Here is a 24,977-nt window from a genome sequence, read left to right as displayed (position 1 = left end):
GCCACCACCGGGGAGTGACGCGCGAGGTGCATCGAACGCCTGGGTGCCCTCGACTCGAGAGCTACCGAGGAGTCCCGTGTCCCCTGCCGACCACCGCATCCCGATCCGCCGTGCCCTGGTGTCCGTCTACGACAAGGCCGGTCTTGACGACCTGGTCCGCGGCCTGCACGCGGCCGGCGTCGAGCTCGTGTCCACCGGCGGCTCCGCCGCGCTGATCGAGTCCCTCGGCCTGCCCGTCACCAAGGTGGAGGACCTCACCGGCTTCCCCGAGTGCCTCGACGGCCGGGTCAAGACGCTGCACCCGCGGGTGCACGCCGGCATCCTCGCGGACCGCCGCCTGGACTCCCACGTCCAGCAGCTGGCCGACCTCGGGGTCGAGCCGTTCGACCTGGTGGTCAGCAACCTCTACCCGTTCACCCAGACCGTGGCCTCCGGTGCGAGCCCGGACGAGTGCGTGGAGCAGATCGACATCGGCGGGCCCTCCATGGTCCGCGCCGCGGCCAAGAACCACCCGAGCGTCGCCATCGTCACCTCGCCCGCGGCGTACGACGTCGTGCTGGCCGCCGTGGCCGCGGGCGGCTTCACGCTGGCCGAGCGGCAGCGCCTCGCCGCGGAGGCGTTCGTCCACACCGCGACCTACGACGTGCACGTGGCGTCGTGGATGGGCAACGTGCTCACCGACACCGGCGACGGCACCGGCTTCCCCGCCTGGATGGGCGCGACGTGGGACAAGCAGGCGGTGCTGCGCTACGGCGAGAACCCGCACCAGGGCGCCGCCCTCTACACCAACGGCTTCCTGCCCGGCGGGCCCGGCCTCGCCCAGGCCGTGCAGCACCACGGCAAGGAGATGTCCTACAACAACTACGTCGACGCCGACGCGGCCCGCCGCGCGGCGTACGACTTCGACGAGCCCGCCGTCGCGATCATCAAGCACGCCAACCCCTGCGGCATCGCCGTCGCGACCGACGTCGCCACCGCCCACCGCAAGGCCCACGAGTGCGACCCCGTCAGCGCCTTCGGCGGCGTGATCGCCACCAACGTGCCGGTGTCGGTGGCCATGGCCGAGCAGGTGGCCGAGATCTTCACCGAGGTGATCGTGGCTCCCGGCTACGAGGACGGCGCGATCGAGGCGCTGCAGGCCAAGAAGTACATCCGCGTCCTCGAGTGCGCGCCGCTGGCCCGCGGCGGCGGCGAGACGCGCGCGGTCTCCGGTGGCCTGCTGGTGCAGGAGCGCGACGTGATCTCGGCCGAGGGCGACGACCCGTCGACCTGGACGCTCGCCACCGGCGAGGCGGCCTCCGACGACGTGCTGGCCGACCTGGCCTTCGCGTGGCGTGCGTGCCGCGCGGTGAAGTCCAACGCGATCCTGCTCGCCGCCGACGGCGCGTCCGTCGGCGTCGGCATGGGCCAGGTCAACCGGGTCGACTCCTGCCGGCTCGCCGTTGAGCGGGCGGGGGACCGGGTGACCTCCGCGGTCGCCGCGTCGGACGCCTTCTTCCCGTTCGCCGACGGCCCGCAGATCCTCATCGACGCCGGGGTGAGGGCCATCGTCCAGCCGGGCGGGTCGGTCCGCGACGCCGAGGTCGTCGCGGCCTGCGAGGCCGCCGGCGTGACGATGTACCTCACCGGCACGCGGCACTTCTTCCACTAGGAAGCGCGCCAGCGATGTTATCTTGACGTCAAGATAACTCTCAGGGGGTACGACGACGTGCGCTGGTGGCAGCGGATCCTCCCGCCGACGAAGCTCGAGCGAGACCTGGTCTGGCAGTGCGTGCTGTCGGCCTTCGCGACGGGGACGTTCCTCACCGGGACGGCCGTCTACTTCACCCAGGTCGTCGGGCTGTCCGGCGCCGAGGTCGGCCTCGGCATGTCCATCGCGGCCGGCGTCACCCTGGTCCTCCAGCTGCCCATGGGGCGGCTGGCGGACCGGGTGGGCGCCAAGCCGCTGTGGGCGCTCGCCAGCGCGGTCGAGGCCGCGCTCTACCTCGCCTGGCCGCTGATCGGCGGCATGGTCACGTTCGTGCTGATGCTGAGCGTGCTGGCGATCTTCGAGACCGCCGGGCGCAACGCCCGCAACGTCTACCGGATCGCTGTGTTCCCGCGGGACGTGCGGGTGCGGGCGCTGGCCTACATGCGCGCCGCCCGCAACGTGGGCTACACGCTGGGTGCGGGCGCGAGCGGCGTGGCCCTGGGCCTCGGCCTCGACGCCGTACGGCTCATCCCGTTCGTCACCGGCGCCCTGCTCGTGCTCAACGCGCTGCTGATCGCGATGGTGCTGCCGGTGATCGCCCGGCCGCTCCCGGTCAGCGACGGCGACGACGCGGGCACGGTCGCACCACCGGCCTGGCGCAACCCCGGCTACGTCGTGCTGAGCGTGTGCAACGGCGTGCTGTCCTCCAACCAGGTGCTGCTCAACGTCGTGGTGCCGCTGTGGCTCGTCGAGCGCACCGACGCACCGCCGGCGCTGCTGGCGTGGCTGTTCGGCACGAACACCGTGCTGGCCGTCCTCCTGCAGGTGCGGGCGAGCCGAGTGGCCGACTCGGTCGACGGGTCGTTGCGCGCCGTGCGCTGGTCGGGGTGGGCCTTCATCGTGTCCTGCGGCCTCATCGCGTGGACCCACGAGACGGTCGGCTGGGTGTCCATCGTGCTCATCTGGATCGGCCACGTGACGATCACCGGTGCCGAGCTGTGGCAGTCCGCGGCCGACTGGTGCCTCACCAGCGAGCTCTCCGACCACCGCCGCCTCGGCGACTACCAGGGCGTGTGGGGACTGGGCTACCAGATCGAGCCGATCGTCTTCCCCGCGCTCTACACCTGGCTCGCGCTCCAGGTCGGCACTCCCGGCTGGATCGTGATCGCGCTCATCGGTGTCACGGCCGCCGCGGTCGCCCACCCGGCGGCGCGCGCGGCCGAGCGGCACCTCGTGCGGATCGGGGCCCCGGTCGGCGCCTAGACTCCCTGCCGTGACGGCACAGACCCTGGACGGCGCAGCCACCCTCAACACGATCAAGTCCGAGCTCGCCCAGCGCGTGGCCGCGCTGAAGGAGCGGGGGGTGACACCGGGCCTCGGCACGGTGCTGGTCGGCGACGACCCGGGGTCGCACTGGTACGTCGGCGCCAAGCACAAGGACTGCGCGGAGATCGGCATCACCTCCCTGCGGCGCGACCTGCCGGCCACGGCCACGCAGGCCGAGGTCGAGGCCGTCATCGACGAGCTGAACGCCGACGACGCCTGCACCGGCTTCATCGTGCAGCAGCCGACCGGCCTCGACGAGTTCGCCCTGCTCTCGCGGGTCGACCCCGACAAGGACGTCGACGGGCTGCACCCCACCAACCTCGGCAAGCTGGTGCTCGGTGAGGCCGGGCCCCTGCCCTGCACCCCGGTCGGCTCGATCGAGCTGCTGCGCCGCCACGGCGTCGAGATCGCCGGCGCCGAGGTCGTGGTCGTCGGTCGCGGCATCACCGTCGGTCGCCCCCTGGGCCTGCTGCTCACCCGCCGCTCGGAGAACGCCACCGTCACCCTCTGCCACACCGGCACGGTCGACCTCGCCTCGCACGTGCGCCGGGCCGACATCGTCGTCGCGGCGGCGGGCGTCCCCGGGATCATCACCGCCGACATGGTCAAGCCCGGGGCGGCCGTCCTCGACGTGGGCGTCTCGCGGGTGGACGGCAAGGTCACCGGCGACGTCGCCGACGACGTCTGGGAGGTGGCCGGCTGGGTCTCGCCCAACCCGAAGGGCGTCGGTCCGATGACGCGCGCGATGCTGCTCACCAACATCGTGGAGATCGCCGAGAAGTCCGTCCGGTCCTGACATGAGCGAGCCGGACCCCCGGGAGGCGCCCGAGCCGCGCCCGATCGAGCCGCCGGAGTCGGTCGAGCCGGTCTCCGCCGAGCCGGTCGACCCCGACGAGCCTCGCCGCTACCCCTCGACCATCGGCGGCGCCTTCTACCTGCTGGTGCTCGGCGTCGTCGCCGTGGCCCTCGTCGTCGTGGCGCTCGACGAGTGGCGCACGGGCATCCGGCTGATGGGCGGGGCGCTGGTCTTCGCGGCCCTCGTGCGCCTGGTCCTGCGCAGCCGCGACGCCGGCATGCTCGCCGTACGCCACAAGGTGCTGGACGCCGTCGTGCTGCTGGTGCTGGGCGGGGCGCTCATCTTTCTCGCGACGTCCATCCCGGACCAGCCCGGCTTCTGAACGCACGAGAGGCCGGACCCCGCAGGGCCCGGCCTCTCGTGAGCGCGGCCTGGATCAGATCAGGCCGAGCTCCGTGACGGCCTTGCGCTCGTCGTCGAGCTCCGCGGTGGAGGCGTCGATGCGACCGCGGGAGAAGTCGTCGATGTCGAGGCCCTCGACGATCGACCAGTCGCCGTCGGCGGTGGTGACGGGGAACGAGGAGATCAGCCCCTCGGGGACGCCGTACTCGCCACGGGAGACCACGGCCATCGAGACCCAGTCGTCCTGGGCCGAGCCGAACAGCCAGTCGCGCGCCGCGTCGATCGTGGCGGACGCGGCCGAGGCGGCCGAGGATGAGCCCCGGGCGTCGATGATCGCGGCGCCGCGCTTGGCGACGGTCGGGATGAAGTCGTTCTCGAGCCAGGCCTGGTCGCCCACGAGCTCGGCGGCGTTCTGGCCCTTGACCTTCGCGTGGAACAGGTCGGGGTACTGGGTGGCCGAGTGGTTGCCCCAGATCGTCATCTGGGTGATGTCGGTGACCTTCGCCCCCGTCTTGGCCGCGAGCTGCGAGATCGCGCGGTTGTGGTCGAGGCGGGTCAGCGCGGAGAAGCGCTCCTGCGGGATGTCGGGCGCGTTGCTCATCGCGATGAGCGCGTTGGTGTTGGCCGGGTTGCCGGTCACCCCGATGCGTACGTCGTCGGCGGCCACCGCGTTGAGGGCCTTGCCCTGCGCGGTGAAGATGGCGCCGTTGGCGGAGAGCAGGTCGCCGCGCTCCATGCCGGGACCGCGCGGGCGCGCGCCCACGAGGAGGGCCAGGTTCACGCCGTCGAAGATCTTCTCCGCGTCCGCACCGATCTCGACGCCGGCGAGGTTCGGGAACGCGCAGTCGTCGAGCTCCATGACGACGCCCTCGAGCGCCTTGAGGGCGGGCTCGATCTCGAGCAGGCGCAGCTCGATGGGCCGGTCCGCGGCGAGCGCGCCGCTGGCGAGGCGGAAGAGCAGGCTGTAGCCGATCTGGCCGGCGGCGCCGGTGACGGCCACCTTGAGAGGTTCGGAGGTCACGGTGGGGTACTCCTCGTGAGGCGGGACGTGGTGTCCCGCTGACGCTAGCAGCGCCGAGATGTCGCTCGGATGGTGGTCGGCGGCTGGCATGCTGGCGCCCATGCTGCGACACCTGACGACGGCCCTCGTGCTGGTCGTCGCACTGTCGGGCTGCGCCGGCATCGGCCAGCCCCAGCCCTACGACTCGGTGGGCATCAACGGCCTGGTCATCCCCACGCCGTCGCCCGACCCCGACGACTTCGTCGACGCGGTGGACAACGCGTGGCTCGCGCTCGAGCCGGGTGCCACCGCGCACTACGACGTGAGCGACGCGGGGCGGACGGTCGGCGCGGTCGACGCCGAGGTGCTCGCCGGCACCACGACGATCGCCGGCCTCAGCGCGACCGGCGTACGCACCACGACCGAGGTCGCGGGGGAGACGACCGTGGAGACGTCGTTCTACGCCCAGGACGTCGACGGCAACGTGTGGCTGGTCGCGGTCGACGCGGAGGTCGGCGGCTGGCGGGCGGGCGAGGCCGGGGCCGAGGCGGGGCTGGCGATGCCGGCCGAGCCGCGGCTCGGTGACGGGTGGCGGGCCTACGTCGTGCCGGGGCAGCCCGAGACGGCGGTGCGGGTCGAGGACCTGTCGCGCACGATGGTGCAGCTACGGCGCGAGGCCGGCACCACCACCCGCACCGTGTACGAGAAGGGCGCCGGCCTCGTCAGCGTCGAGGACCTCGACCAGGGCTGGGTGGCGACGCGCCGCTAGTCGGGGCGGCGGACCTGCGTCCGGCCGTCGTCATCGCCGTCAGGGTTGCCCCAGTGGCCGGGGGCGCTCTGTCCGGGCTGCGTCGGCTGCTGCGGGGGAGCACCCCACTGACCGGGCTGACCGGGCTGCTGCGGCTGCTGGGGAGCCGGCTGGCCCCACTGACCGGGCTGCTGCGGCGCCGCCTGCGGGGTGCTGTAGGGGTCGGGCTGAGGCTGCGACTGCTGCGGGTAGGGCTGGGGCTGGCCCCACTGCTGCTGCGGGGGAGCGCCCCAGGCGGAGCCGGGCTGGCCCCAGCCGCCCTGCTGGCCCTGGTTCCACTGCGCCTCGTAGTTGCCGGGGACCGGCTGGGCCTTGCGGCCGCCGCCGAAGGACAGGCCCGACCCGGCGACCGGGGCGGCGCCCTGGCCGAAGAGGACGGGATAGGTGAGCCCGGCGACGGCGGCTCCGAGCAGCGGCGCGACGACGAACAGCCAGAGCTGGACGATGGCGTCGGTGCCGGCGAAGACGCCGACGCCGATCGAGCGGGCCGGGTTCACCGAGGTGCCGGTGAGCGGGATGGCGACGAAGTGGATCATGGCCAGGGCCAGGCCGATGGCGAGCGGGCCGAGCGCGACGTTGACCTCGTTGCGCTCATCGGTGACCGCGAGGATGACCCAGAGGAAGACGGCGGTGAGCAGCGTCTCGAGCAGCAGGGCGGCCCACCACGCGAAGGGCGCGCTCGGGTGCTGGTCGCCGAAGAAGTTCTGCCCCATGTTGCCCTCGGCGCTGAAGCCCTCGAAGCCGTGGCTGATGCCGAACAGCGCGGTGCCGGCGAGCAGGCCGCCGACCAGCTGCGCGGCCATGTAGAGGCCGGCCTGGTTCCACGGGAGGCGGCCACCCAGGACCGCGCCGAGCGTGACGGCGGGGTTGAAGTGACCCCCGGAGACCCGGCCCACGGCGTAGGCCATGACGACGACGGTGAGGCCGAAGGTCAGCGCGATGGCGACCACGTTGCCGCCGTTGTAGATGGCTGCGCCGCACCCGAAGAACACGAGCACGAAGGTGCCGAGCAGCTCGGCGGTGAACTTCTGACCGGTGGTCGGTGTGTCCTGGACGATGTCGCTCATGACGAGCTGCTCCTCAAGGGTCGTGGGCCGTACCCCGCGTAGGCCACCGGAACTCTAGCCGCGTGCGGATGAGGGTGCGAGGGTAGGCGAGTCGCCACGTGATCACGCGTCAGGTATCTTGACGTCAAGAGTTATGCCCCCCGATCCACCAGACGATCACCCAGGAGCTGTCCTACCCATGGCCAAGATCATCTACACCCACACCGACGAGGCGCCGCTGCTCGCGACGTACTCGTTCCTCCCGATCATCGCCGCCTACGCGAAGACGGCTGGTGTCGACGTGGAGACCCGCGACATCTCGCTGGCGGGCCGGGTCATCGCGCAGTTCCCCGAGCGCCTCACCGACGAGCAGCGGCTCGACGACGCCCTGGCCGAGCTCGGCGAGCTGGCCACGAAGCCCGAGGCCAACATCATCAAGCTGCCCAACATCTCCGCCTCGATCCCGCAGCTCAAGGCGACCATCGCCGAGCTGCAGTCGCAGGGCTACGACCTCCCCGCCTATCCCGAGAACCCGCAGACCGACGAGGAGCGCGAGGTCCGCGCCCGCTACGACAAGGTCAAGGGCTCGGCGGTCAACCCGGTGCTGCGCGAGGGCAACTCCGACCGCCGCGCCCCCGCCTCGGTGAAGAACTACGCCAAGTCCCACCCGCACTCGATGGGTGCGTGGAGCAGCGACTCGAAGACCTCCGTCGCGACGATGGGCCACGACGACTTCCGCTCCAACGAGCTTTCCGTGGTCATCGACGGTGACGACACCCTGTCCATCGTGCACGTCGGCAGCGACGGCTCGGAGACGGTGCTCAAGGAGGGGCTCGCGGTCCTCGACGGCGAGGTCGTCGACGCCACCTTCATGAGCGCAGCGTCGCTCGACGAGTTCCTCGAGGAGCAGGTGGCGAGGGCCAAGGCCGACGGCGTGCTGTTCTCCGCCCACCTCAAAGCCACCATGATGAAGGTCTCCGACCCGATCATCTTCGGCCACGTGGTGCGCGCCTACTTCGCCGACGTCTTCGCCCAGTACGGCGAGCAGCTCGCCGCCGCGGGCCTGTCGGCCAACGACGGCCTCGGTGCCATCCTCGCCGGCCTGGACTCGGTCGAGAACGGTGCGGAGATCAAGGCCGCGTTCGAGAAGGGCCTGGCCGAGGGCCCGGCGCTCGCGATGGTCGACTCCGACCGCGGCATCACCAACCTGCACGTTCCCTCCGACGTCATCATCGACGCCTCGATGCCGGCGATGATCCGCACGTCCGGCCAGATGTGGAACGCCGACGGCGAGCAGCAGGACACCCTCGCGGTGATCCCGGACTCCTCCTACGCCGGCGTGTACCAGGCCACGATCGACGACTGCAAGGCCCACGGTGCCCTCGACCCCTCGACCATGGGCTCCGTGCCCAACGTCGGCCTGATGGCCAAGGCGGCCGAGGAGTACGGCTCGCACGACAAGACCTTCGAGATCCCGGCCGCCGGCCGGGTCGAGGTCCGCAACGCCTCCGGTGACGTGCTGATGTCGCACGACGTCGAGGCCGGCGACATCTGGCGCGCCTGCCAGACCAAGGACGCCTCGATCCGCGACTGGGTCAAGCTGGCGGTCACCCGTGCCCGGGCGAGCGCGACGCCGGCGGTGTTCTGGCTCGACGAGACGCGTGCGCACGACGCCAACCTCATCGGCCTGGTCCGGACGTACCTCGAGGAGCACGACACCGAGGGCCTGGACATCTCGATCATGGCGCCGGCCGAGGCGACGACGTACTCGCTGGAGCGGATCCGCAAGGGCGAGGACACCATCTCGGTGACCGGCAACGTGCTGCGCGACTACAACACCGACCTGTTCCCGATCCTCGAGCTCGGCACCAGCGCCAAGATGCTCTCGATCGTCCCGCTGATGAACGGCGGCGGCCTGTTCGAGACCGGCGCCGGCGGCTCGGCGCCCAAGCACGTGCAGCAGCTCGTCAAGGAGGACTACCTCCGCTGGGACAGCCTCGGCGAGTTCTTCGCCCTGGCCGCCTCGCTCGAGCACCTCGCCGGCTACGCCGACAACGAGCGGGCCCGCATCCTCGGCGACACCCTCGACAGGGCCACCGAGACGTTCCTCAACGAGGACCGGTCCCCGGGCCGCCGGCTCGGCACGATCGACAACCGTGGCTCGCACTTCTACCTCGCGCTCTACTGGGCCGAGGAGCTGGCGAAGCAGACCGAGGACGCCGAGCTGGCGAGCGCCTTCTCCTCGCTGGCCACCTCGCTGCGCGAGAACGAGCAGAAGATCGTCGACGAGCTGCTCGCCGTCCAGGGCAAGCCGGCCGACATCGGCGGCTACTTCCGCCCCGACGCCGAGAAGGCCGCCGCGGTGATGCGCCCGTCGGCCACGTTCAACGAGGCCATCGCCTCGCTCGGCTGACGCGACCCCCGTCACACGAGGGACCCCCGGGGAACAAACCCCGGGGGTCTCCTCTTGCCAGAGGTGATGACCACGACTGCCGCCAGCACGGACCTGACCGCCGACCCGGCCGACCTCGACGTCGCGTCGGTGACCGCCCGCCACTTCGGCCTGGCGGTCCTCGCGCTCGCCATGGGCGGCTTCGCGATCGGCACGACCGAGTTCGTCACGATGGGCCTGCTGCCGCAGATCTCCGACGGTGTCGGCGTCTCCATCCCCACGGGCGGCCACGTCATCTCGGCGTACGCCGTCGGGGTCGTGGTCGGCGCCCCGGTGCTGGCCTTCCTCGGCGCCCGGCTGCCGCGCCGGGCGCTGCTCGTCGCGCTGATGGCGGCCTTCGCGGTGGGCAACGGCCTGAGCGCGCTGGCCACCTCCTACGAGCAGCTGGTGCTCGCGCGGTTCGCCGCCGGGCTGCCGCACGGCGCGTACTTCGGCGTCGCCTCCCTGGTCGCGGCCAGCATGGCCCGACCGTCCCGCAAGGGCCGGGCGGTCTCGCAGGTGATGCTCGGCCTCTCGGTCGCCAACGTGCTCGGCGTCCCTGCCGCCACCGTCCTGGGGCAGGAGCTGGGGTGGCGGGCCGCCTTCTGGGCCGTCTCCGGCCTCGGCCTGCTGACGCTCGCCCTCGTCACCTGGTTCGTCCCCTCGTGCCCCGGCGACGCCGCGGCCAGCGGGCGCCGCGAGCTGTCCGCGTTCCGCGTCCCGCAGGTGTGGCTGACCCTGCTGGCCGGCGCCGTCGGCTTCGGCGGCATGTTCGCCGTCTACTCCTACATCGCGCCGGTCGTCACCGACGTCGCCGGGCTGGGGGAGCGGTCGGTGTCGGTCTACCTGCTCTCCTTCGGGCTGGGCATGGTCGCCGGCACGTGGGTGGCGGGCATCATGGCCGACTGGTCGATCTTCCGCTCGCTGATCATCGGCGGCAGCGGGATGGCGCTCGCCCTCCTCGGGTTCTGGCTCGCCGCGCCCCACGGCTGGGCGGCGCTGCCCTTCGCGTTCCTGATCACCACGCTGGGGTCGGTGCTGGTCATCAACCTGCAGCTGCGGCTGATGGACGTCGCCGGGGACGCGCAGACCCTCGGCGCCGCCATGAACCACGCCTCGCTCAACATCGCCAACGCGCTCGGCGCCTGGCTGGGCGGTGTCGTCATCGCGGCCGGCTGGGGTCTGCGGGCGCCGGCACTCGTGGGCGTGCTCCTGTCGCTGGCCGGCGTGGGGATCCTGCTTCTCTCGGCGTCCCTCCACGTCCGCGGGCGGCGCGTCGAGCGCTCCTGAGCCCCGTCGCAGGCAGGCTCGGTGTGCACGACATTTCCGATCATGTTGCGTGGAGTTAACACGGGCGGAACTCTTGCGTAGCGCGCGCTTGTAACGATCCAATCCAGGTGGGGCGGGCTGGCCGCCCCAGATCTTCCGGAGGGGGACGTCATGGATGAGAAGAAGATCGACCACGAGATGAGCCGCCGCCGTCAGCTGCACGACCGCAACGTGCACGACGTCGTCAGCCTCCTCGAGCGTCGCCAGGAGCTGCGCGGCATCTACCCGATGGCCGACCTGGTCGCGGAGAACGTCGGCTGGCTGGTCTGAGGCCCACCGCGGTCCCGGGCCGGGCTAGAGCAGCCAGCAGTTGCTGACCTGCGGCAGCCCCGCGAAGCGCGCCTCGAAGAACGGCAGCGCCTGCGCGACGTGGGGCACCATCCCGCCGACGTGGGCCGGCGCGAGGTTCGTCGAGAAGTGGACGTTGGCTCCCTTGCCGCACCACGACCGCGCCATCGCCCTGCCCACGCCGTAGGGGATGGTGTCGTCGAGCGCGGAGTGGGTGACCAGCACGGGGACGGTCGGCTTCACGGTGCCGATGCGCTGCGCCTCGATGATCGAGGCGAACGGCTCCTGCTCCATCAGCTCCGACATCGGACGGCCGTCGGCGCTGAGGTCCTGCGACCTCGTGAAGGCGTGGTCGAGCAGGTCGAAGACGCAGTCCTGCTCCACCCCGTCCATCGCGGCCCGCCCGGCCGTGTTGAGGTACGGCGACAGGTCGAGGTCGTAGCTCGCGGCCAGGCCGCGCAGCGCGAAGAAGGCGAAGGCGGAGAACAGCCCGCCGTCGAGGTTCGTCGCGACGCGCGCCAGGTCGGCCGGCACCGCGCCCACGACCGCGCCCCTGAGCCGCAGCTCCGGGGCGTAGGTCGGGGCCAGCTCCACCGCAGACGCCGCGGCCCCGCCGCCCTGCGAGTAGCCCATCAGCCCCACCGGGCTCGCGGCGCTCAGGCCGGTGCCCTCGAGGCGCTGTGCGGCGCGGACGGCGTCGAGGGTGGCGCGGCCCTGCGCGACCCGGTCCATGTAGGTGTGCACCCCGGCGGTGCCGAGGCCCTCGTAGTCGGGCATCGCGACGGCGTACCCGCGCTGGAGCAGGCCCTCGATGCCGATGCCCTCGTACTCGATGCCCTCCGAGAACAGCCGCGACGGTGCGCAGCGGTCGGCCATGCCCTGGGTGCCCGGTGCGTAGCCGATGACCGGCCGGGAGCCGACGCCGACCCACGGCGCCTTCGGCACCAGCACCGTCCCGGAGGCTGCGATCGCACGGCCGGTGCGGTTGGTCGTGCGGTAGAGGACCCGGTTCGCGTTGCGGACCAGGCTCGTCGCGTCGAGCGGGTCGAGCAGGAAGTCCACCTTCTCGCTGCGGATCACCGCACCGTTGGTGCCGGGCAGCGTCGCCGGCGCTTCGTAGAACGCCGGGCGAGGCGGTTCGGCGACGACGGCAGACGCCGGCGTCGCGCTGAGTGAGGCGACGGACACGGCGAGACTGGCGAGGACGGCGAGCAGCGCGGCGGTGCTGCGCCGGCGCGAGGACGTGGACTCCATCGGTGGTTCCCTCCCTGGGGCCGGACCCGGACCGGCCGATGCGAGGGAACCTACTCGTGAGTCACATCACTGCGCAGTGTGACGTCGGTCACACCCCGTAGGTCATGCCCATCGCCGCGCGGACCTCGTCGAGGGTGGCGTCGGCGACCTCGTTGGCGCGGGCGTTGCCGCGGCGGAGGGCGTCCTCGAGGTAGCCCGGGTCGGCCTCGAGCTCGGCCCGCCGGGCGCGCAGCGGCGCGAGCTCGGTGTTGATCGCGTCGGTGAGCCGGCTCTTGAGGGCGCCGCCGCCCCCGTCGCCGATCTCGTCGGCGACGGTGGCCGGGTCGGTGCCCTCGCACAGCGAGATCAAGGTGAGCAGGTTGGCGACCTCGGGACGGTTGTCGGGGTCGTAGGTGATGACCCGGTCGCTGTCGGTCTTGGCGCCCTTGAGCTTCTTGGCGGTCTCGTCGGCGCTCATCCGCAGCTCGACGACGTTGCCCTTGGACTTGCTCATCTTCGTGCCGTCGGTGCCGAGGATCAGCGGCGCCTCGGACAGCAGCGCACCCGGCTCCGGGAAGACCGGCGCGTAGCGGTCGTTGAAGCGGCGCGCCACGACGCGGGTCTGCTCGAGGTGGGGGAGCTGGTCGCGGCCCACGGGCACCACGTTGGCCTTGCAGAACAGGATGTCCGCGGCCTGGTGGACCGGGTAGGTGAGCAGCAGCCCGCCGATCGAGGTGATCCCGGCCGACTTGGCCTCGTCCTTCACGGTGGGGTTGCGCTGCAGCTCGGCCACGCTCACCAGGCTCAGGAACGGCAGCATGAGCTGGTTGAGCGCCGGGACCGACGAGTGGGTGAAGATCGTGGCCTTCTCCGGGTCGAGGCCGGCCGCGACGTTGTCGAGCAGCAGGTTGCGCACGTTGCCGGCGATGTCGCCGGCGACCTCGCGGTCGGTGATCACCTGGTAGTCCGCGATCAGCTGCCAAATCTCCGCGCCGCTGTCCTGCAACCGGAGGCGGTTGCGGATCGATCCGAAGTAGTGGCCGATGTGCAGCGCGCCGGTGGGACGGTCCCCGGTCAGCATCCTCAGGGAGCCCGGATCGGTCGCCATCTGCTCCTCGATGGCGTCGCTGCGCGCCTGGGCGGCGCGGAAGGTGTCACTCACGCCACGAATCCTTTCACGGGGCGCGTCGGGGCCGCGATCGGGTTCTGATCGCGTTCTGTAGGGTCTCTGGGGTGCCGACCATCGGAGTAGCCATCGCGATCCCGGAGCCCTGGGCGAGCGAGCTGCAGGACTACCGCACCTCGGTGGGCGACACGACCGCGACGCACATCCCGACGCACATCACGCTCATCCCCCCGACCGAGGTGGAGGACGCCGACCTCGGTGCGATCGACCGGCACCTCGAGGCCGCGGCAGCCTCGGTCCAGCCGTTCGGCATCCACCTGCGCGGCACCGGGACCTTCCGCCCGGTGTCACCGGTCGTCTTCGTGACCGTGGCCGAGGGCATCTCGCAGTGCGAGGTGCTGGCCGGCGCCGTGCGCCGGGGCCCGCTCGCCATCGACCTGCACTTCCCCTACCACCCGCACGTCACCATCGCCCACCACCTCGACGACGCCACGCTCGACCGCGCCTTCGAGGAGCTCGCGGCCTTCGAGTGCCGGTTCGCGGTCGAGTCCTTCAGCCTCTACGTCCACGACGACGACGACGGCTGGCAGCCCACCCACGAGTTCGCGCTGGGGTGACGATGTCGATCGTCTCCGGGGCCAAGGAGCGCCTCACCCGCCTGCGCCGCCGCCGTACGGTCGTCGACCACGCCCTGCGCACGGTCCAGCACTACGGGACGGTCAACGGCAACGGCCTGGCGGCCGCGGTCACCTACTTCGCGTTCTTGTCCTTCTTCCCGATCCTGGCGCTCTCCTTCGCGATCTTCGGCCAGGTCGCCAAGGTCTACTCCGACGCCGAGGACACCCTCGTCGACGCGGCGAACTCGGTGCTCCCGGGACTCGTCGGCGGGGAGAACGGCGTCAGCCTCGACACGCTGCAGTCGGCCGCCCCGGGGATCTTCAGCATCGGCATCCTGCTCACGCTCTACTCAGGGCTCGGCTGGCTGTCCGGGATGCGCGAGGCACTGATGACGGTGTTCGAGGAGCCGCCGCGCGAGCAGCCGGGCTTCGTCTCGGGCAAGCTGCGCGACATCCTGGCGTTGCTGGCGCTCGGGTCCGTGCTGATCGTCAGCGTCGCCGTCTCGGGGGTGGCGACCAAGCTGCTCACGCCGATCCTGGAGGCGCTGCAGCTCGGGACGGTCGCAGGCGTCTTCCTGGCGGTGCTCGCCGTCGCCCTCGGCCTGGCGGCCAACACGCTGCTCTTCTTCGCGTTCTTCCGGCTCCTCGCCGCGCCCGACGTGCCGTCGCGCGCGCTGTGGTCCGGCGCGCTGCTCGGCGCGGTGGCCTTCGAGCTGCTCAAGCAGCTCTCGACCTTCCTGCTGAAGTTCACCGCGAACTCCGAGGCCTTCCAGGCCTTCGGCATCGCTCTGATCCTGCTGGTGTGGATCAACTACTTCTCGCGCGTGGTGGTGTACGCCGCCGCCTGGGCGCACACCTCGCCGGAGGCGCGCGCCGCCCGCGAGGCGCGGCTGGTCGAGGACCAGACGGTCGAGGGACCCCAGATCGACCTCGTCGCGGCAGCGGGCGTCGTACGCCCCGAGCCGAGCGGGACGGCGGGGCCGTCGGGGAAGGCGGCGTTCGCCGCGGGCGCGGCGTCGATGCTCGGCCTGGTCGCGGTGCTGCGCCGCCGCCGGGACTGACGGCGCTCAGCCGCCCTTCTTGTCCAGCCTGCGCCGCAGCTTCTGGTTGCGCTCGCGCACCTGCGCGTTCTGCTCGTTGAGCCGCACGATCTCGCGCTGCGCCTCCTCCAGCGCCTGAGCCATGAGCGTGAACTCCTCGTGGCGGCCCTGGATGAAGTCCTCGAGGTCGCGCACCCGACGCTCACGCGGGTCCTCGGTGATGGTGGAGGAGTTGGTGACGATCGGCAGCTCGTCGGGCCACTTGCCGGCGAGCATCGCCTCGGAGTGGTGGTAGCTCTCGTCGAGCACGTGGTAGAGCGAGTTGTGGTGGCACGGCAGGTCGAGCACGGCCGTCCAGCCGCCCGCGCGGTGCACCTGCATGGCGAGGTCGGTGCCGTAGAGGTGCCAGCCGACGCGGGGCTCGACGCGCAGGTCGGTGTCGCGGGGGAGGACCAGCACCAGCTCGTCGAGGCCGTCGACCGCCGCCGGGAGGGGGCGCTCCATGCGCAGCAGGTGGTCGCGGTCCACGGCGTGGCCGACGTGCTCGCGCCCGCCCTCGCGGTAGCGCACGCCGAACGGGCCGGCCAGCGACGGCGGGGTGCCCGCGTCGGCGGAGGCCAGCTCCCACTGGCGGTGCAGCCGTGCCGGCCACCACGAGGGGATGAAGATGTCCTGCTGGATGAGGACGACGAGGTCGTGCTCGGCTGCGTGGAGGCCGCGGTTGAGGCCCTCGGCGGCGCTGGTCATGCCGCGGTAGGTCAGCAGCTGGTGGGGTGTGCCCGGCCCGAGGGCGGGCGAGGCGAGCAGGTTGTTGGCCAGCTGGAGGTCGTCGTTGACGCACGCCACGAAGGTGACCGGTCGCTGCTCGGCGACCGGGACGGCGAGGTCGGCCTCGACATCGGCCACGACGTCCGCGACGAGCACGTAGGCCTCGACGCCGAGGTGGCGCGCGGCCCGCTCCGGGTCGACGCGCAGGTGCTGCATGAGCGGAGCGGCCGCGTCGAGCAGTTCGGGGTCGACCGGGGTGGACACGGTGTCCACGACGTCGGCGGAGAAGCCCGCCTCGAGGAGCAGCTTGTAGGCGGTGGCGTAGCCGTGGACGTGCTGCGGGGACGCGGCGGCGTACGAGCCGGGCTGGGCGGGGTCGTTGCGCAGGAGCTGCACCAGCGCGTCGTGGGAGGTGGCGTTGAGGGTGCCGCACACCACCCGGGCGCCGGGTGGCAGCGAGGCCCGCACTCCGCGCAGCTCGGCGAGCGGGTCGTCGCAGGAGCTGAGCGGGCGCGGGAGCGCGGTCGCGCCCAGCTCGCCGGCGACCCGCTCGACCGCCTCCTGGAGCCGGGCGACCACGCCCTCCGCGCCCGCCTGCACGTCAGTGCCCGTGCTTGATGGCCGTGCGCAGGTCCTTGTTGAGCTGAGAGATCACGTCGAGCGGGATCTCCTTGGGGCAGGCGGCGGTGCACTCACCGATGTTCGTGCAGCCACCGAAGCCCTCGTGGTCGTGCTGGGCGACCATGTTGACGACGCGCTCGTCGCGCTCGGGCTGGCCCTGGGGGAGCAGGCCGAGGTGGGTGATCTTGGCACCCATGAACAGCGACGCGGAGCCGTTGGGGCAGGCCGCCACGCAGGCGCCGCAGCCGATGCAGGTCGCGACGTTGAAGGCGCGGTCGGCGTCGTCCTTGGGGACCGGGACCGAGTGGGCCTCCGGGGCGGAGCCGGTGTTGACCGAGATGAAGCCACCCTGCTGGATGATCCGGTCGAAGGCGCCACGGTCGACCACGAGGTCCTTCACGACCGGGAACGCGTCGGAGCGCCACGGCTCGATCGTGATCGTCTCGCCGTCGCTGAACGAGCGCATGTGCAGCTGGCAGGTCGTGGTGACCTCCGGGCCGTGCGCCTCGCCGTTGATCATCAGGCCACACATGCCGCAGATGCCCTCGCGGCAGTCGGAGTCGAACGCGATCGGCTCCTCGCCCTGGGCGTTGAGCTGCTCGTTGAGCACGTCGAGCATCTCCAGGAACGACATGTCGGGCGACACGTCGGCCAGCTGGTAGGTGTGCATCGCGCCCGGGGTGACGGCGTCCGGCTGGCGCCAGATCTTGAGCGTCAGGTTCATCACTTGTAGCTCCGCTGCTTCATCTCGATGGCCGTGTAGACCAGGTCTTCCTTGTGCAGGATCGGCGCGGCGTCCTCGCCCGCCCACTCCCACGCGGACACGTAGGCGAACTCCTCGTCGTGGCGCAGCGCCTCGCCGTCCTCGGTCTGCGACTCGCCGCGGAAGTGGCCGCCGCAGGACTCGCGGCGGTTGAGGGCGTCGATGCACATGAGCTCGCCCAGCTCGAAGAAGTCGGCGACGCGGCCGGCCTTCTCCAGCGACTGGTTGAGCGTCTCGGCGCCGCCGAGGACCTTCACGTTGCGGTAGAAGTCCTCCTTGAGCGAGCGGATCAGGTCGATGGCCTTCTTCAGGCCGGTCTCCGTCCGCTCCATGCCGCAGTACTCCCACATGATGTTGCCGAGCTCGCGGTGGTAGGAGTCCACGCTGCGCTCGCCGTTGACCGTGAGGAAGTGCTCGATCCGCGTCCTCACCGACTCGCGCGCCTCGACGACGGCCGGGTGGTCCTCGGCGACCGGCTCGAAGGGGCCGTCGGCGAGGTAGTCGCGGATCGTGTGCGGGAGGACGAAGTACCCGTCGGCCAGGCCCTGCATCAGCGCCGAGGCGCCGAGGCGGTTGGCGCCGTGGTCGGAGAAGTTGGCCTCGCCGGTCACGAACAGGCCCGGGATCGTGGACTGGAGGTCGTAGTCGACCCACAGGCCGCCCATGACGTAGTGGACCGCGGGGTAGATGCGCATCGGCACCGAGTACGGGTCCTCCCCGGTGATCCGGGCGTACATGTCGAACAGGTTGCCGTACTTGGACTCCACCGCGTCGCGGCCCAGGCGCGCGATCGCGTCGGCGAAGTCGAGGTAGACGCCACGTCGGACGCCGTCGACCTCGGGACCGACGCCGCGACCGTCGTCGCACTGGTACTTCGCGGCGCGCGAGGCGATGTCGCGCGGGACCAGGTTGCCGAAGGAGGGGTAGATCCGCTCCAGGTAGTAGTCGCGGTCCTCCTCGGGGATGTCGCGCGGGTCCTTGTCGCAGTCGGCCTGGTTCTTCGGCACCCAGATGCGGCCGTCGTTGCGCAGCGACTCCGACATCAGCGTCAGCTTCGACTGGTGCGACCCGGTGACCGGGATGCAGGTCGGGTGGATCTGCGTGTAGCAGGGGTTGGCCATGTAGGCGCCCTTGCGGTGCGCGCGCCACGCGGCGGTGACGTTGGAGCCCATCGCGTTGGTCGAGAGGTAGAAGACGTTGCCGTAGCCACCGCTGGCCAGCACCACCACGTCGGCGAGGTGGGTCTGGATCTCCCCGGTGACCATGTCGCGCGCGATGATGCCGCGGGCCTTGCCGTCGACGACGACGAGCTCGAGCATCTCGTGGCGGGCGTACATCGACACCGTGCCGGCCGCGACCTGCCGCTCGAGCGCCTGGTAGGCGCCGATGAGCAGCTGCTGGCCGGTCTGGCCGCGGGCGTAGAAGGTGCGCGAGACCTGCACGCCGCCGAACGAGCGGTTGTCGAGCAGGCCGCCGTACTCGCGGGCGAACGGGACGCCCTGGGCGACGCACTGGTCGATGATGTTCGTGCTGACCTCGGCGAGGCGGTAGACGTTGGACTCGCGCGAGCGGTAGTCGCCGCCCTTCACCGTGTCGTAGAAGAGACGGTGCACCGAGTCGCCGTCCTCCTTGTAGTTCTTGGCGGCGTTGATGCCGCCCTGCGCGGCGATGGAGTGCGCGCGGCGGGGGGAGTCCTGGTAGCAGAACGTCTTCACGTTGTAGCCGGCCTCGCCGAGCGTGGCGGCGGCAGAGGCGCCGGCCAGGCCGGTGCCGACGATGATGATGTCGAGCTTGCGGCGGTTGGCCGGGTTGACCAGGCGGGCCTCGAACTTGCGGTTCTGCCAGCGCTCGGCGATCGGGCCGTCGGGCGCCTTGGTGTCGACCAGCGGCGAGCCGGGCGTGTAGTAGCCGGCCGCGTCGTCGTAGTCGCCGTCGAGCGACCCGCTGGCCGACGCCTCGGTCGAGGTGACGGTGTCGGGCATGTCCATGTCGTGGCTCACGAGTGAGGACCCCTTACTTGGTGATGATGCCGGCGAGGACGGCGAGCGGGACGAGGGAGAAGCCGATCGTGATGATCAGCGCGATGACGAAGGCGACCACCTTGGCGCGGTTGCGCTTGGCGGCGGTGCCGGTCCAGCCGAGGGTCTGCGCGGCGCTCCAGATGCCGTGGTGCAGGTGGGCGCCCAGCGCGAGCATCGCGGCGATGTAGATCAGCGTCATCCACCAGAGGTCAAAGGTGTCGACCATCAGGTTGTAGGGGTCGTTGGTCTCCCCGCCCTGCGGGTTGACCTTGCCGATGGTGAAGTTCAGCAGGTGCCAGACCAGGAAGATCAGGATGGTCAGGCCGCCCCACCGCATGGTCAGGCTGGCGCGGTTGGCGCCGGTGTCCTTCTTCATGACGTACTTCGTGGTGCGCGCCCGCGCCGCGCGGCGCCACAGCGTGACCGCGCAGTAGACGTGGACGACCAGCGAGGCGATGAGGCCGACGCGGAGGATCCAGAGCGCGCCCTCGTGCGGGAGCATCGGCTCGCCGAGCTCGCGGAGGTGCTCGGCGTACTCGTTGAACGCGTCGTGGCCACCGAAGGCCTTGAGGTTGCCGTACATGTGCGCGAGCACGAAGGCGAGGAAGACGATGCCGCTGATCGCCATGCCCAGCTTGAGGGCGATGGTGGTCCGAGAGGCTCGCGCGCCCTTCACGAGCTGAGGGCGAGGGGGAGTCGTTTGGGTTGCCACCCGGCCACGGTATCGCGGGGCCTGCGCGCGCGACGCGCCGAGGCCGTGTGACGTTTTCCTTGGCGCGTTGTCTTCCGCTCGGGTGTGACACACGCCATAGTCGGGGGCGTTGCCCCGACCCCTTTCCGGGCCTCTTGGAGGACGCATGGCATCGACCGACCAGGGCGTGAGCAGTCCGGGACGAGCGCGCCTCGATGCGCGCACGTTGCGCGAGGACCGGTGGTGGCTGCAGCCCCTGGCGACCTTCGTGGTCTTCTCCGGCTTCGTGGTCTTCGCCACGGTGCGCGCCTTCATGGGTCGCGACTACTACGCCGAGCCCTACCTCTCGCCGTTCTACTCGCCGTGCCTCGGCGACTGCGTCGAGGGCGCCTCGGACTTCGGCCAGCCCTTCGACTGGTGGCCGCTGTCGGCGGCGCTGATCATCCTGGTCTTCCCGCTGGGCTTCCGGATGACCTGCTACTACTACCGCAAGGCCTACTACCGCGCGTTCTGGCTGAGCCCACCCGCCTGTGGCGTCGCCGAGCCGCACGGCTCCTACTCCGGCGAGACCCGCTTCCCGCTGATCCTGCAGAACGTGCACCGCTGGTTCTGGTACGCCGCCGTGCTGGTCGGGCTCGTGCTCACCTTCGACGTCGTGCTGGCGTTCCGGCCGATGCCGGCCGAGTACGCCGTCGGGGACGGCGAGACCAGCGGGATCCACATGGGCCTCGGCACCCTGCTGATGATCGTGAACGTCGCCTTCATCTGGCTCTACACGCTCTCGTGCCACTCGTGCCGCCACATCGTCGGCGGCCGGCTGCGGCACTTCTCCAAGCACCCGGTCCGCTACCGGCTCTGGACGTGGGTGTCGCGGCTCAACGAGAGCCACGGCACGTGGGCGTGGTACTCCCTCTTCTCCGTCGCCGTCGTCGACTTCTACGTCTTCCTGCTCGCCACCGGCACCATCCAGGACGTGAGGTTCTTCTGACATGAGCGACACCAGGCACCCGATGACGGGGAACGAGATGTCGCCCGACGCCCGCGGTGGCATGGAGCGGCACGCGTACGACGTCGTGGTGATCGGCGCCGGAGGGGCCGGGCTCCGGGCCGCCATCGCCGCGCACGAGGCCGGCGCCCGCACGGCGGTGGTCTGCAAGTCGCTGCTCGGCAAGGCGCACACCGTGATGGCCGAGGGCGGCGCGGCCGCAGCGCTGGGCAACCGCTGGCCCGAGGACAGCTGGAAGGTCCACTTCCGCGACACGATGCGCGGCGGGAAGATGCTGAACAACTGGCGGATGGCCCAGCTGCACGCGCAGGAGGCGCCGGAGCGGGTGCTCGAGCTCGAGGACTGGGGTGCCCTGTTCGACCGCACCGAGGACGGCCTGATCTCCCAGCGCGACTTCGGCGGCCACAAGTACGCCCGGCTCGCGCACGTCGGCGACCGCACCGGGCTCGAGCTGATCCGCACCCTCCAGCAGCGCACGGTGCAGCTCGGCATCGACGTCTACATGGAGTGCACGATCACGGAGGTGCTCAAGGACGGCGACGCCGTGGCCGGCGCCTTCGGCTACTGGCGCGAGACCGGACGCTTCATCACCTTCGAGGCACCCAGCGTGATCCTGGCGACCGGGGGGATCGGCAAGTCCTACAAGGTCACGTCGAACTCGTGGGAGTACACCGGCGACGGGCACGCCCTCGCCCTGCGCGCCGGGGCGAGCCTCATCAACATGGAGTTCGTGCAGTTCCACCCGACCGGGATGGTCTGGCCGCCGTCGGTGAAGGGGCTGCTGGTCACCGAGTCGGTGCGCGGCGACGGCGGCATCCTCCGCAACTCCGAGGGCAAGCGGTTCATGTTCGACTACATCCCCGACTTCTTCAAGGCCGAGACGGCCGACACGGAGGAGGAGGCGGACCGGTGGTACGACGACAAGAAGAACAACCGGCGGCCACCCGAGCTGCTGCCGCGCGACGAGGTGGCCCGCGCGATCAACTCGGAGATCAAGGCAGGCCGCGGCTCACCGCACGGCGGCATCTACCTCGACATCGCGAGCCGTCGCGACGCCGAGTACATCCGCAAGCGGCTGCCGTCGATGTATCACCAGTTCAAGGAGCTCGCCGACGTCGACATCACCGCCGAGCCGATGGAGATCGGGCCCACCTGCCACTACGTGATGGGCGGTGTCGAGGTCGACCCCGACACCCAGCAGTCCGCGGTGCCCGGCCTCTACGCCGCTGGTGAGGTCTCGGGCGGCATGCACGGCTCCAACCGGCTGGGCGGCAACTCGCTGTCCGACCTGCTGGTGTTCGGCAAGCGCGCCGGCGAGGACGCAGCGACGTACGCCGCCTCGGGCGCGCGCCCGGCGATCGCGGAGGCCGACGTGAGGGCCGCGCAGGCCAGTGCGCTGGCGCCGTTCGAGGTCTCTGCAGAACCAGGGGGAGGCGGGGAGAACCCGTACACGATCCAGCACGACCTGCAGCAGTCGATGAACGACCTCGTCGGCATCATCCGCACCGCCTCGGAGCTCGAGGCGTCGCTGGACGAGCTCGAGGGTTTCAAGCAGCGGGCGGCCGGGATGGTCGTGGAGGGCCACCGCCAGTACAACCCCGGCTGGCACCTCGCCCTCGACCTGCGCAACATGCTGCTGGTCAGCGAGTGCATCGCCAAGGCGGCGCTGGCGCGGGAGGAGTCGCGCGGCGGCCACACCCGTGACGACTTCCCGGGGCCTGACCCCGCGTGGGGTGCGAAGAACCTCGTGCTCTCGCTGAACGGCGCCGGTGACGGCGTCGACATCGCCGAGAAGCCCCTGCCCGTGATGCCCGACGAGCTCAGCCAGCTGTTCGAGGACAAGTGAGGGGACGGCCATGGCCTACGACCTGAAGATGCGCGTGTGGCGCGGGGACGCCGAGGGCGGCGAGCTCACCGACTACACCGTCGAGGTGTCCGAGGGCGAGGTGGTGCTCGACGCGCTGCACCGGCTCCAGGCCACCCAGACCGGCGACCTGGCCATCCGCTGGAACTGCAAGGCCGGCAAGTGCGGCTCGTGCAGCGCCGAGGTCAACGGCCGGCCCCGGCTGATGTGCATGACGCGCCTGTCGGACTTCGACCCCGCCGAGACGATCACCGTCACGCCGATGCGGACCTTCCCGGTCATCCGCGACCTCGTCACCGACGTCTCGTTCAACTACGAGAAGGCGCGCCAGCTGCCGTACGCCGAGCTCGGCCCGCGCGACGCCGACGGCAAGCGCCGGATGATGCAGGTCGACGTGGAGCGTGGGCAGGAGTTCCGCAAGTGCATCGAGTGCTACCTGTGCCAGGACGTGTGCCACGTGGTGCGCGACCACGAGGACAACAAGCAGCACTTCGCCGGTCCGCGGTTCTTCATCCGCTACGCCGAGCTCGACATGCACCCCCTCGACACCCACGATCGGCGCCAGCTCGCGCAGGAGGCGGCCGGGCTCGGGATGTGCAACATCACCAAGTGCTGCACGGAGGTCTGCCCCGAGGGCATCCACATCACCGACAATGGCATCATCCCGATGAAGGAGCGGGTGGTCGACCGCAAGTACGACCCGCTGGTGTGGCTGGGCAGCAAGATCGGGCTCCGCAACAAGGACAACGACGGCCGCACCGAGGTCTGAGGTCCTCAGTCGCGCGGCAGTCGCGACGACGGTGAGGTGCGGTCGAGGTAGGTGCGGGCGACCCGCGCCACGAACGGGTGGCGGTCGGCGTGGTGCACCGCCTTCTTGCGCAGCAGGAAGCCGCCCGCCCGGACCTGGCTCCCCAGCACCTCGACGGCACCGGGCAGCCGGCCCTCCTTCTCCCGGAAGGCGCGGCGGTAGCGGCGGAAGAGCCGGGCGTGGTCGAGCGCGAGCGAGGCGAGAGCCGCCTGCGTGGCCGCCAGCAGCTCGTCGTCCCCCACGTCGTCGAGGTCCGGTCCCGGCTCGGGCGCGGCCGTTGGCACGAGGTCGGCGAGGTCACCGTGCACCCTGACCGCGCGCCGGTCCAGCTCGGCGACGAGGTCCTCGCCGTAGGCCCGGGCCCACGCGACGTGCTCGGCGGGCAGTCGCAGCGGCCGCGCGGTGGCGCCGGCGAGTCGCGACCGGATGCCGGCCTCGATCACGAACCGCTGCTGGACGTTGGTGAGCCGGCCCCCCACGGCCTCGTTGAGCCGGCGCACCACCTCGAGCTCGGCGCACCCCAGCGAGACGTTGCGGACGACGGAGTGCGGGCCCGGCCATCCCGCTGGGAGGTCGGCCGCCTCGGCGAACCGCGTGAGCAGCGCCGAGGCAGGGGTCCCCGGCGCGGGAACGGTGACGAGGCGGACCCGGTCCGGCGGCAGCACCGAGCTCCAGGTGTCGACGACGCGCAGCAGGTCGTGGCGCCAGTGGAAGGAGAGCCCCTCGCTCGGCGGCGCGCCGTCCTCGCCCCGGACGGAGGCGATGAACTCGCGCCACGGGGTGGACCCGCCGTTCACGATCGTCTGCTGCCAGGCCGACACCAGGGTGCGTGCAATGTCGCGCGCCCCGACCACGACGAAGACCTCGTGCCCGTCGAGCAGCCGCACCAGCCTGCGCGCCTGGCGCCGTCGTGCGAGGGAGAGCTCCTCCTCCGACACCACGACGGCCCGGCCGTCGTACGCGTCCACGAGGTCGAGCAGTCGGCGCAGCGCCCCGGCCGCCTCGCCGCGCTCGTCGCCCTCGACGCGCTGGCCGAGCAGGTCGTAGGCGGCGAGCCGCTGGGCGCGTCGGTCCGCGGGGTACAGCACGCCCGCCGACGCCAGCTGTCCTGCCGTGGCGGTCAACGCCCCCTGGACCGTGGTCGTCCCGGTCTTGTAGAGCCCCACGTGGAGGAAGACGTCAGCCATGGCCCGACGCTAGGTGCGCGGCGCGACCCGGGGCATGGGGCTCACGTCCCGTGCCGCCGGGACGATCGGACCGTGTCCGAGCAGCGTGAGACCTATCCCATAGGTGCTGCGGGTGT

General features: G+C 71.3%; 22 protein-coding genes. 13 read left to right on the top strand and 9 right to left on the bottom strand.

The features are described from left to right. Nucleotides 1-76 precede the first annotated feature (76 nt). Genes purH through Q9S36_RS34145 form a run of 4 tightly spaced genes read left to right on the top strand, consistent with a single transcriptional unit; the run spans nucleotide 77 to nucleotide 4,194 of the window. Nucleotides 77-1,651: a bifunctional phosphoribosylaminoimidazolecarboxamide formyltransferase/IMP cyclohydrolase gene (gene purH, locus Q9S36_RS34160; protein ID WP_311289245.1), complete on the top strand. Its 1,575-nt coding sequence runs from the start codon at nucleotides 77-79 to the stop codon at nucleotides 1,649-1,651. 57 nt (nucleotides 1,652-1,708) lie between these two features. After that, nucleotides 1,709-2,953 (top strand): MFS transporter, encoded by a 1,245-nt coding sequence (locus Q9S36_RS34155; RefSeq protein ID WP_311289244.1) that lies wholly within the window; start codon nucleotides 1,709-1,711, stop codon nucleotides 2,951-2,953. A gap of 10 nt (nucleotides 2,954-2,963) precedes the next feature. Beyond that, nucleotides 2,964-3,812: a bifunctional methylenetetrahydrofolate dehydrogenase/methenyltetrahydrofolate cyclohydrolase gene (locus Q9S36_RS34150; protein WP_311289243.1), complete on the top strand. Its 849-nt coding sequence runs from the start codon at nucleotides 2,964-2,966 to the stop codon at nucleotides 3,810-3,812. A 1-nt stretch (nucleotide 3,813) separates the two neighbouring features. Next, complete coding sequence (locus Q9S36_RS34145) at nucleotides 3,814-4,194, top strand: DUF3017 domain-containing protein (protein WP_311289242.1); 381 nt, start codon at nucleotides 3,814-3,816, stop codon at nucleotides 4,192-4,194. Nucleotides 4,195-4,248: 54 nt separating this feature from the next. Here Q9S36_RS34145 and Q9S36_RS34140 read toward each other — a convergent pair whose 3' ends face one another. Then, a complete protein-coding gene (locus tag Q9S36_RS34140; RefSeq protein WP_311289241.1) occupies nucleotides 4,249-5,235 on the bottom strand; it encodes a malate dehydrogenase in 987 nt (328 codons plus the stop codon). A 100-nt stretch (nucleotides 5,236-5,335) separates the two neighbouring features. Between Q9S36_RS34140 and Q9S36_RS34135 the strand changes: the two genes are divergently transcribed. After that, nucleotides 5,336-5,983 carry a hypothetical protein gene (locus Q9S36_RS34135; protein WP_311289240.1) on the top strand — a complete coding sequence of 216 codons (648 nt, stop codon included), beginning with the start codon at nucleotides 5,336-5,338 and terminating at the stop codon, nucleotides 5,981-5,983. Here the strand turns inward: Q9S36_RS34135 and Q9S36_RS34130 are convergent. Then, nucleotides 5,980-7,089, bottom strand: a complete 1,110-nt coding sequence (locus Q9S36_RS34130; protein ID WP_311289239.1) for an aquaporin — start codon at nucleotides 7,087-7,089, stop codon at nucleotides 5,980-5,982. The two genes, Q9S36_RS34135 and Q9S36_RS34130, sit on opposite strands and share 4 nt — an antisense overlap. Before the next feature lie 178 nt (nucleotides 7,090-7,267). On the opposite strand from Q9S36_RS34130, the gene Q9S36_RS34125 reads away from it, so the two are divergent. The 3 genes from Q9S36_RS34125 to Q9S36_RS34115 all read left to right on the top strand — a co-directional run bounded on the left by Q9S36_RS34125 (nucleotide 7,268) and on the right by Q9S36_RS34115 (nucleotide 11,098). Beyond that, nucleotides 7,268-9,481 carry an NADP-dependent isocitrate dehydrogenase gene (locus tag Q9S36_RS34125; RefSeq protein ID WP_311289238.1) on the top strand — a complete coding sequence of 738 codons (2,214 nt, stop codon included), beginning with the start codon at nucleotides 7,268-7,270 and terminating at the stop codon, nucleotides 9,479-9,481. A 66-nt stretch (nucleotides 9,482-9,547) separates the two neighbouring features. Continuing rightward, nucleotides 9,548-10,789: an MFS transporter gene (locus Q9S36_RS34120; protein WP_311289237.1), complete on the top strand. Its 1,242-nt coding sequence runs from the start codon at nucleotides 9,548-9,550 to the stop codon at nucleotides 10,787-10,789. Between the two features lie 150 nt (nucleotides 10,790-10,939). After that, a complete protein-coding gene (locus tag Q9S36_RS34115; RefSeq protein ID WP_311289236.1) occupies nucleotides 10,940-11,098 on the top strand; it encodes a hypothetical protein in 159 nt (52 codons plus the stop codon). A gap of 24 nt (nucleotides 11,099-11,122) precedes the next feature. Here Q9S36_RS34115 and Q9S36_RS34110 read toward each other — a convergent pair whose 3' ends face one another. Then, entirely contained in the window at nucleotides 11,123-12,370 is a 1,248-nt protein-coding gene (locus Q9S36_RS34110; protein ID WP_311289235.1) for a lipase family protein, read from the bottom strand. Nucleotides 12,371-12,458: 88 nt separating this feature from the next. Beyond that, a complete protein-coding gene (trpS, locus tag Q9S36_RS34105; RefSeq protein ID WP_311289297.1) occupies nucleotides 12,459-13,457 on the bottom strand; it encodes a tryptophan--tRNA ligase in 999 nt (332 codons plus the stop codon). Between the two features lie 125 nt (nucleotides 13,458-13,582). Here trpS and Q9S36_RS34100 point away from each other — a divergent pair, with 125 nt between their 5' ends. Both Q9S36_RS34100 and Q9S36_RS34095 read left to right on the top strand, forming a co-directional pair. After that, complete coding sequence (locus Q9S36_RS34100) at nucleotides 13,583-14,092, top strand: 2'-5' RNA ligase family protein (RefSeq protein ID WP_311289234.1); 510 nt, start codon at nucleotides 13,583-13,585, stop codon at nucleotides 14,090-14,092. A 2-nt stretch (nucleotides 14,093-14,094) separates the two neighbouring features. Next, a complete protein-coding gene (locus Q9S36_RS34095) occupies nucleotides 14,095-15,153 on the top strand; it encodes a YhjD/YihY/BrkB family envelope integrity protein (protein WP_311289233.1) in 1,059 nt (352 codons plus the stop codon). Nucleotides 15,154-15,159: 6 nt separating this feature from the next. On the opposite strand, the gene Q9S36_RS34090 is transcribed toward Q9S36_RS34095, so the two are convergent. The 4 genes from Q9S36_RS34090 to Q9S36_RS34075 are packed head-to-tail and all read right to left on the bottom strand — an operon-like array spanning nucleotide 15,160 to nucleotide 20,017. Then, nucleotides 15,160-16,500, bottom strand: a complete 1,341-nt coding sequence (locus tag Q9S36_RS34090; RefSeq protein WP_311289232.1) for a hypothetical protein — start codon at nucleotides 16,498-16,500, stop codon at nucleotides 15,160-15,162. A 1-nt stretch (nucleotide 16,501) separates the two neighbouring features. Then, on the bottom strand, nucleotides 16,502-17,245 hold the full coding sequence (locus Q9S36_RS34085) for a succinate dehydrogenase/fumarate reductase iron-sulfur subunit (RefSeq protein ID WP_311289231.1): 744 nt from the start codon (nucleotides 17,243-17,245) through the stop codon (nucleotides 16,502-16,504). Beyond that, a complete protein-coding gene (locus Q9S36_RS34080; protein WP_396653899.1) occupies nucleotides 17,245-19,266 on the bottom strand; it encodes a fumarate reductase/succinate dehydrogenase flavoprotein subunit in 2,022 nt (673 codons plus the stop codon). Before Q9S36_RS34080 ends, Q9S36_RS34085 begins: the two co-directional genes overlap by 1 nt. A 31-nt stretch (nucleotides 19,267-19,297) precedes the next feature. Then, complete coding sequence (locus Q9S36_RS34075) at nucleotides 19,298-20,017, bottom strand: succinate dehydrogenase cytochrome b subunit (RefSeq protein WP_311289229.1); 720 nt, start codon at nucleotides 20,015-20,017, stop codon at nucleotides 19,298-19,300. A 145-nt stretch (nucleotides 20,018-20,162) separates the two neighbouring features. Between Q9S36_RS34075 and Q9S36_RS34070 the strand changes: the two genes are divergently transcribed. The 3 genes from Q9S36_RS34070 to Q9S36_RS34060 are packed head-to-tail and all read left to right on the top strand — an operon-like array spanning nucleotide 20,163 to nucleotide 23,635. Continuing rightward, nucleotides 20,163-20,984, top strand: coding sequence for a hypothetical protein (locus tag Q9S36_RS34070; RefSeq protein ID WP_311289228.1), 822 nt, complete (start codon nucleotides 20,163-20,165; stop codon nucleotides 20,982-20,984). Between the two features lies 1 nt (nucleotide 20,985). Continuing rightward, nucleotides 20,986-22,848, top strand: a complete 1,863-nt coding sequence (locus Q9S36_RS34065; protein WP_311289227.1) for a fumarate reductase/succinate dehydrogenase flavoprotein subunit — start codon at nucleotides 20,986-20,988, stop codon at nucleotides 22,846-22,848. Nucleotides 22,849-22,858: 10 nt separating this feature from the next. Further along, complete coding sequence (locus Q9S36_RS34060; RefSeq protein WP_311289226.1) at nucleotides 22,859-23,635, top strand: succinate dehydrogenase/fumarate reductase iron-sulfur subunit; 777 nt, start codon at nucleotides 22,859-22,861, stop codon at nucleotides 23,633-23,635. A 5-nt stretch (nucleotides 23,636-23,640) separates the two neighbouring features. On the opposite strand, the gene Q9S36_RS34055 is transcribed toward Q9S36_RS34060, so the two are convergent. Then, complete coding sequence (locus Q9S36_RS34055; RefSeq protein WP_311289225.1) at nucleotides 23,641-24,861, bottom strand: hypothetical protein; 1,221 nt, start codon at nucleotides 24,859-24,861, stop codon at nucleotides 23,641-23,643. Nucleotides 24,862-24,977: the final 116 nt, after the last annotated feature.

Source organism: Microbacterium sp. ARD31, from assembly GCF_031844425.1.
Note: the sequence above shows the minus strand (reverse complement) of the source record. Positions and strands in the feature narration are given on the sequence as shown.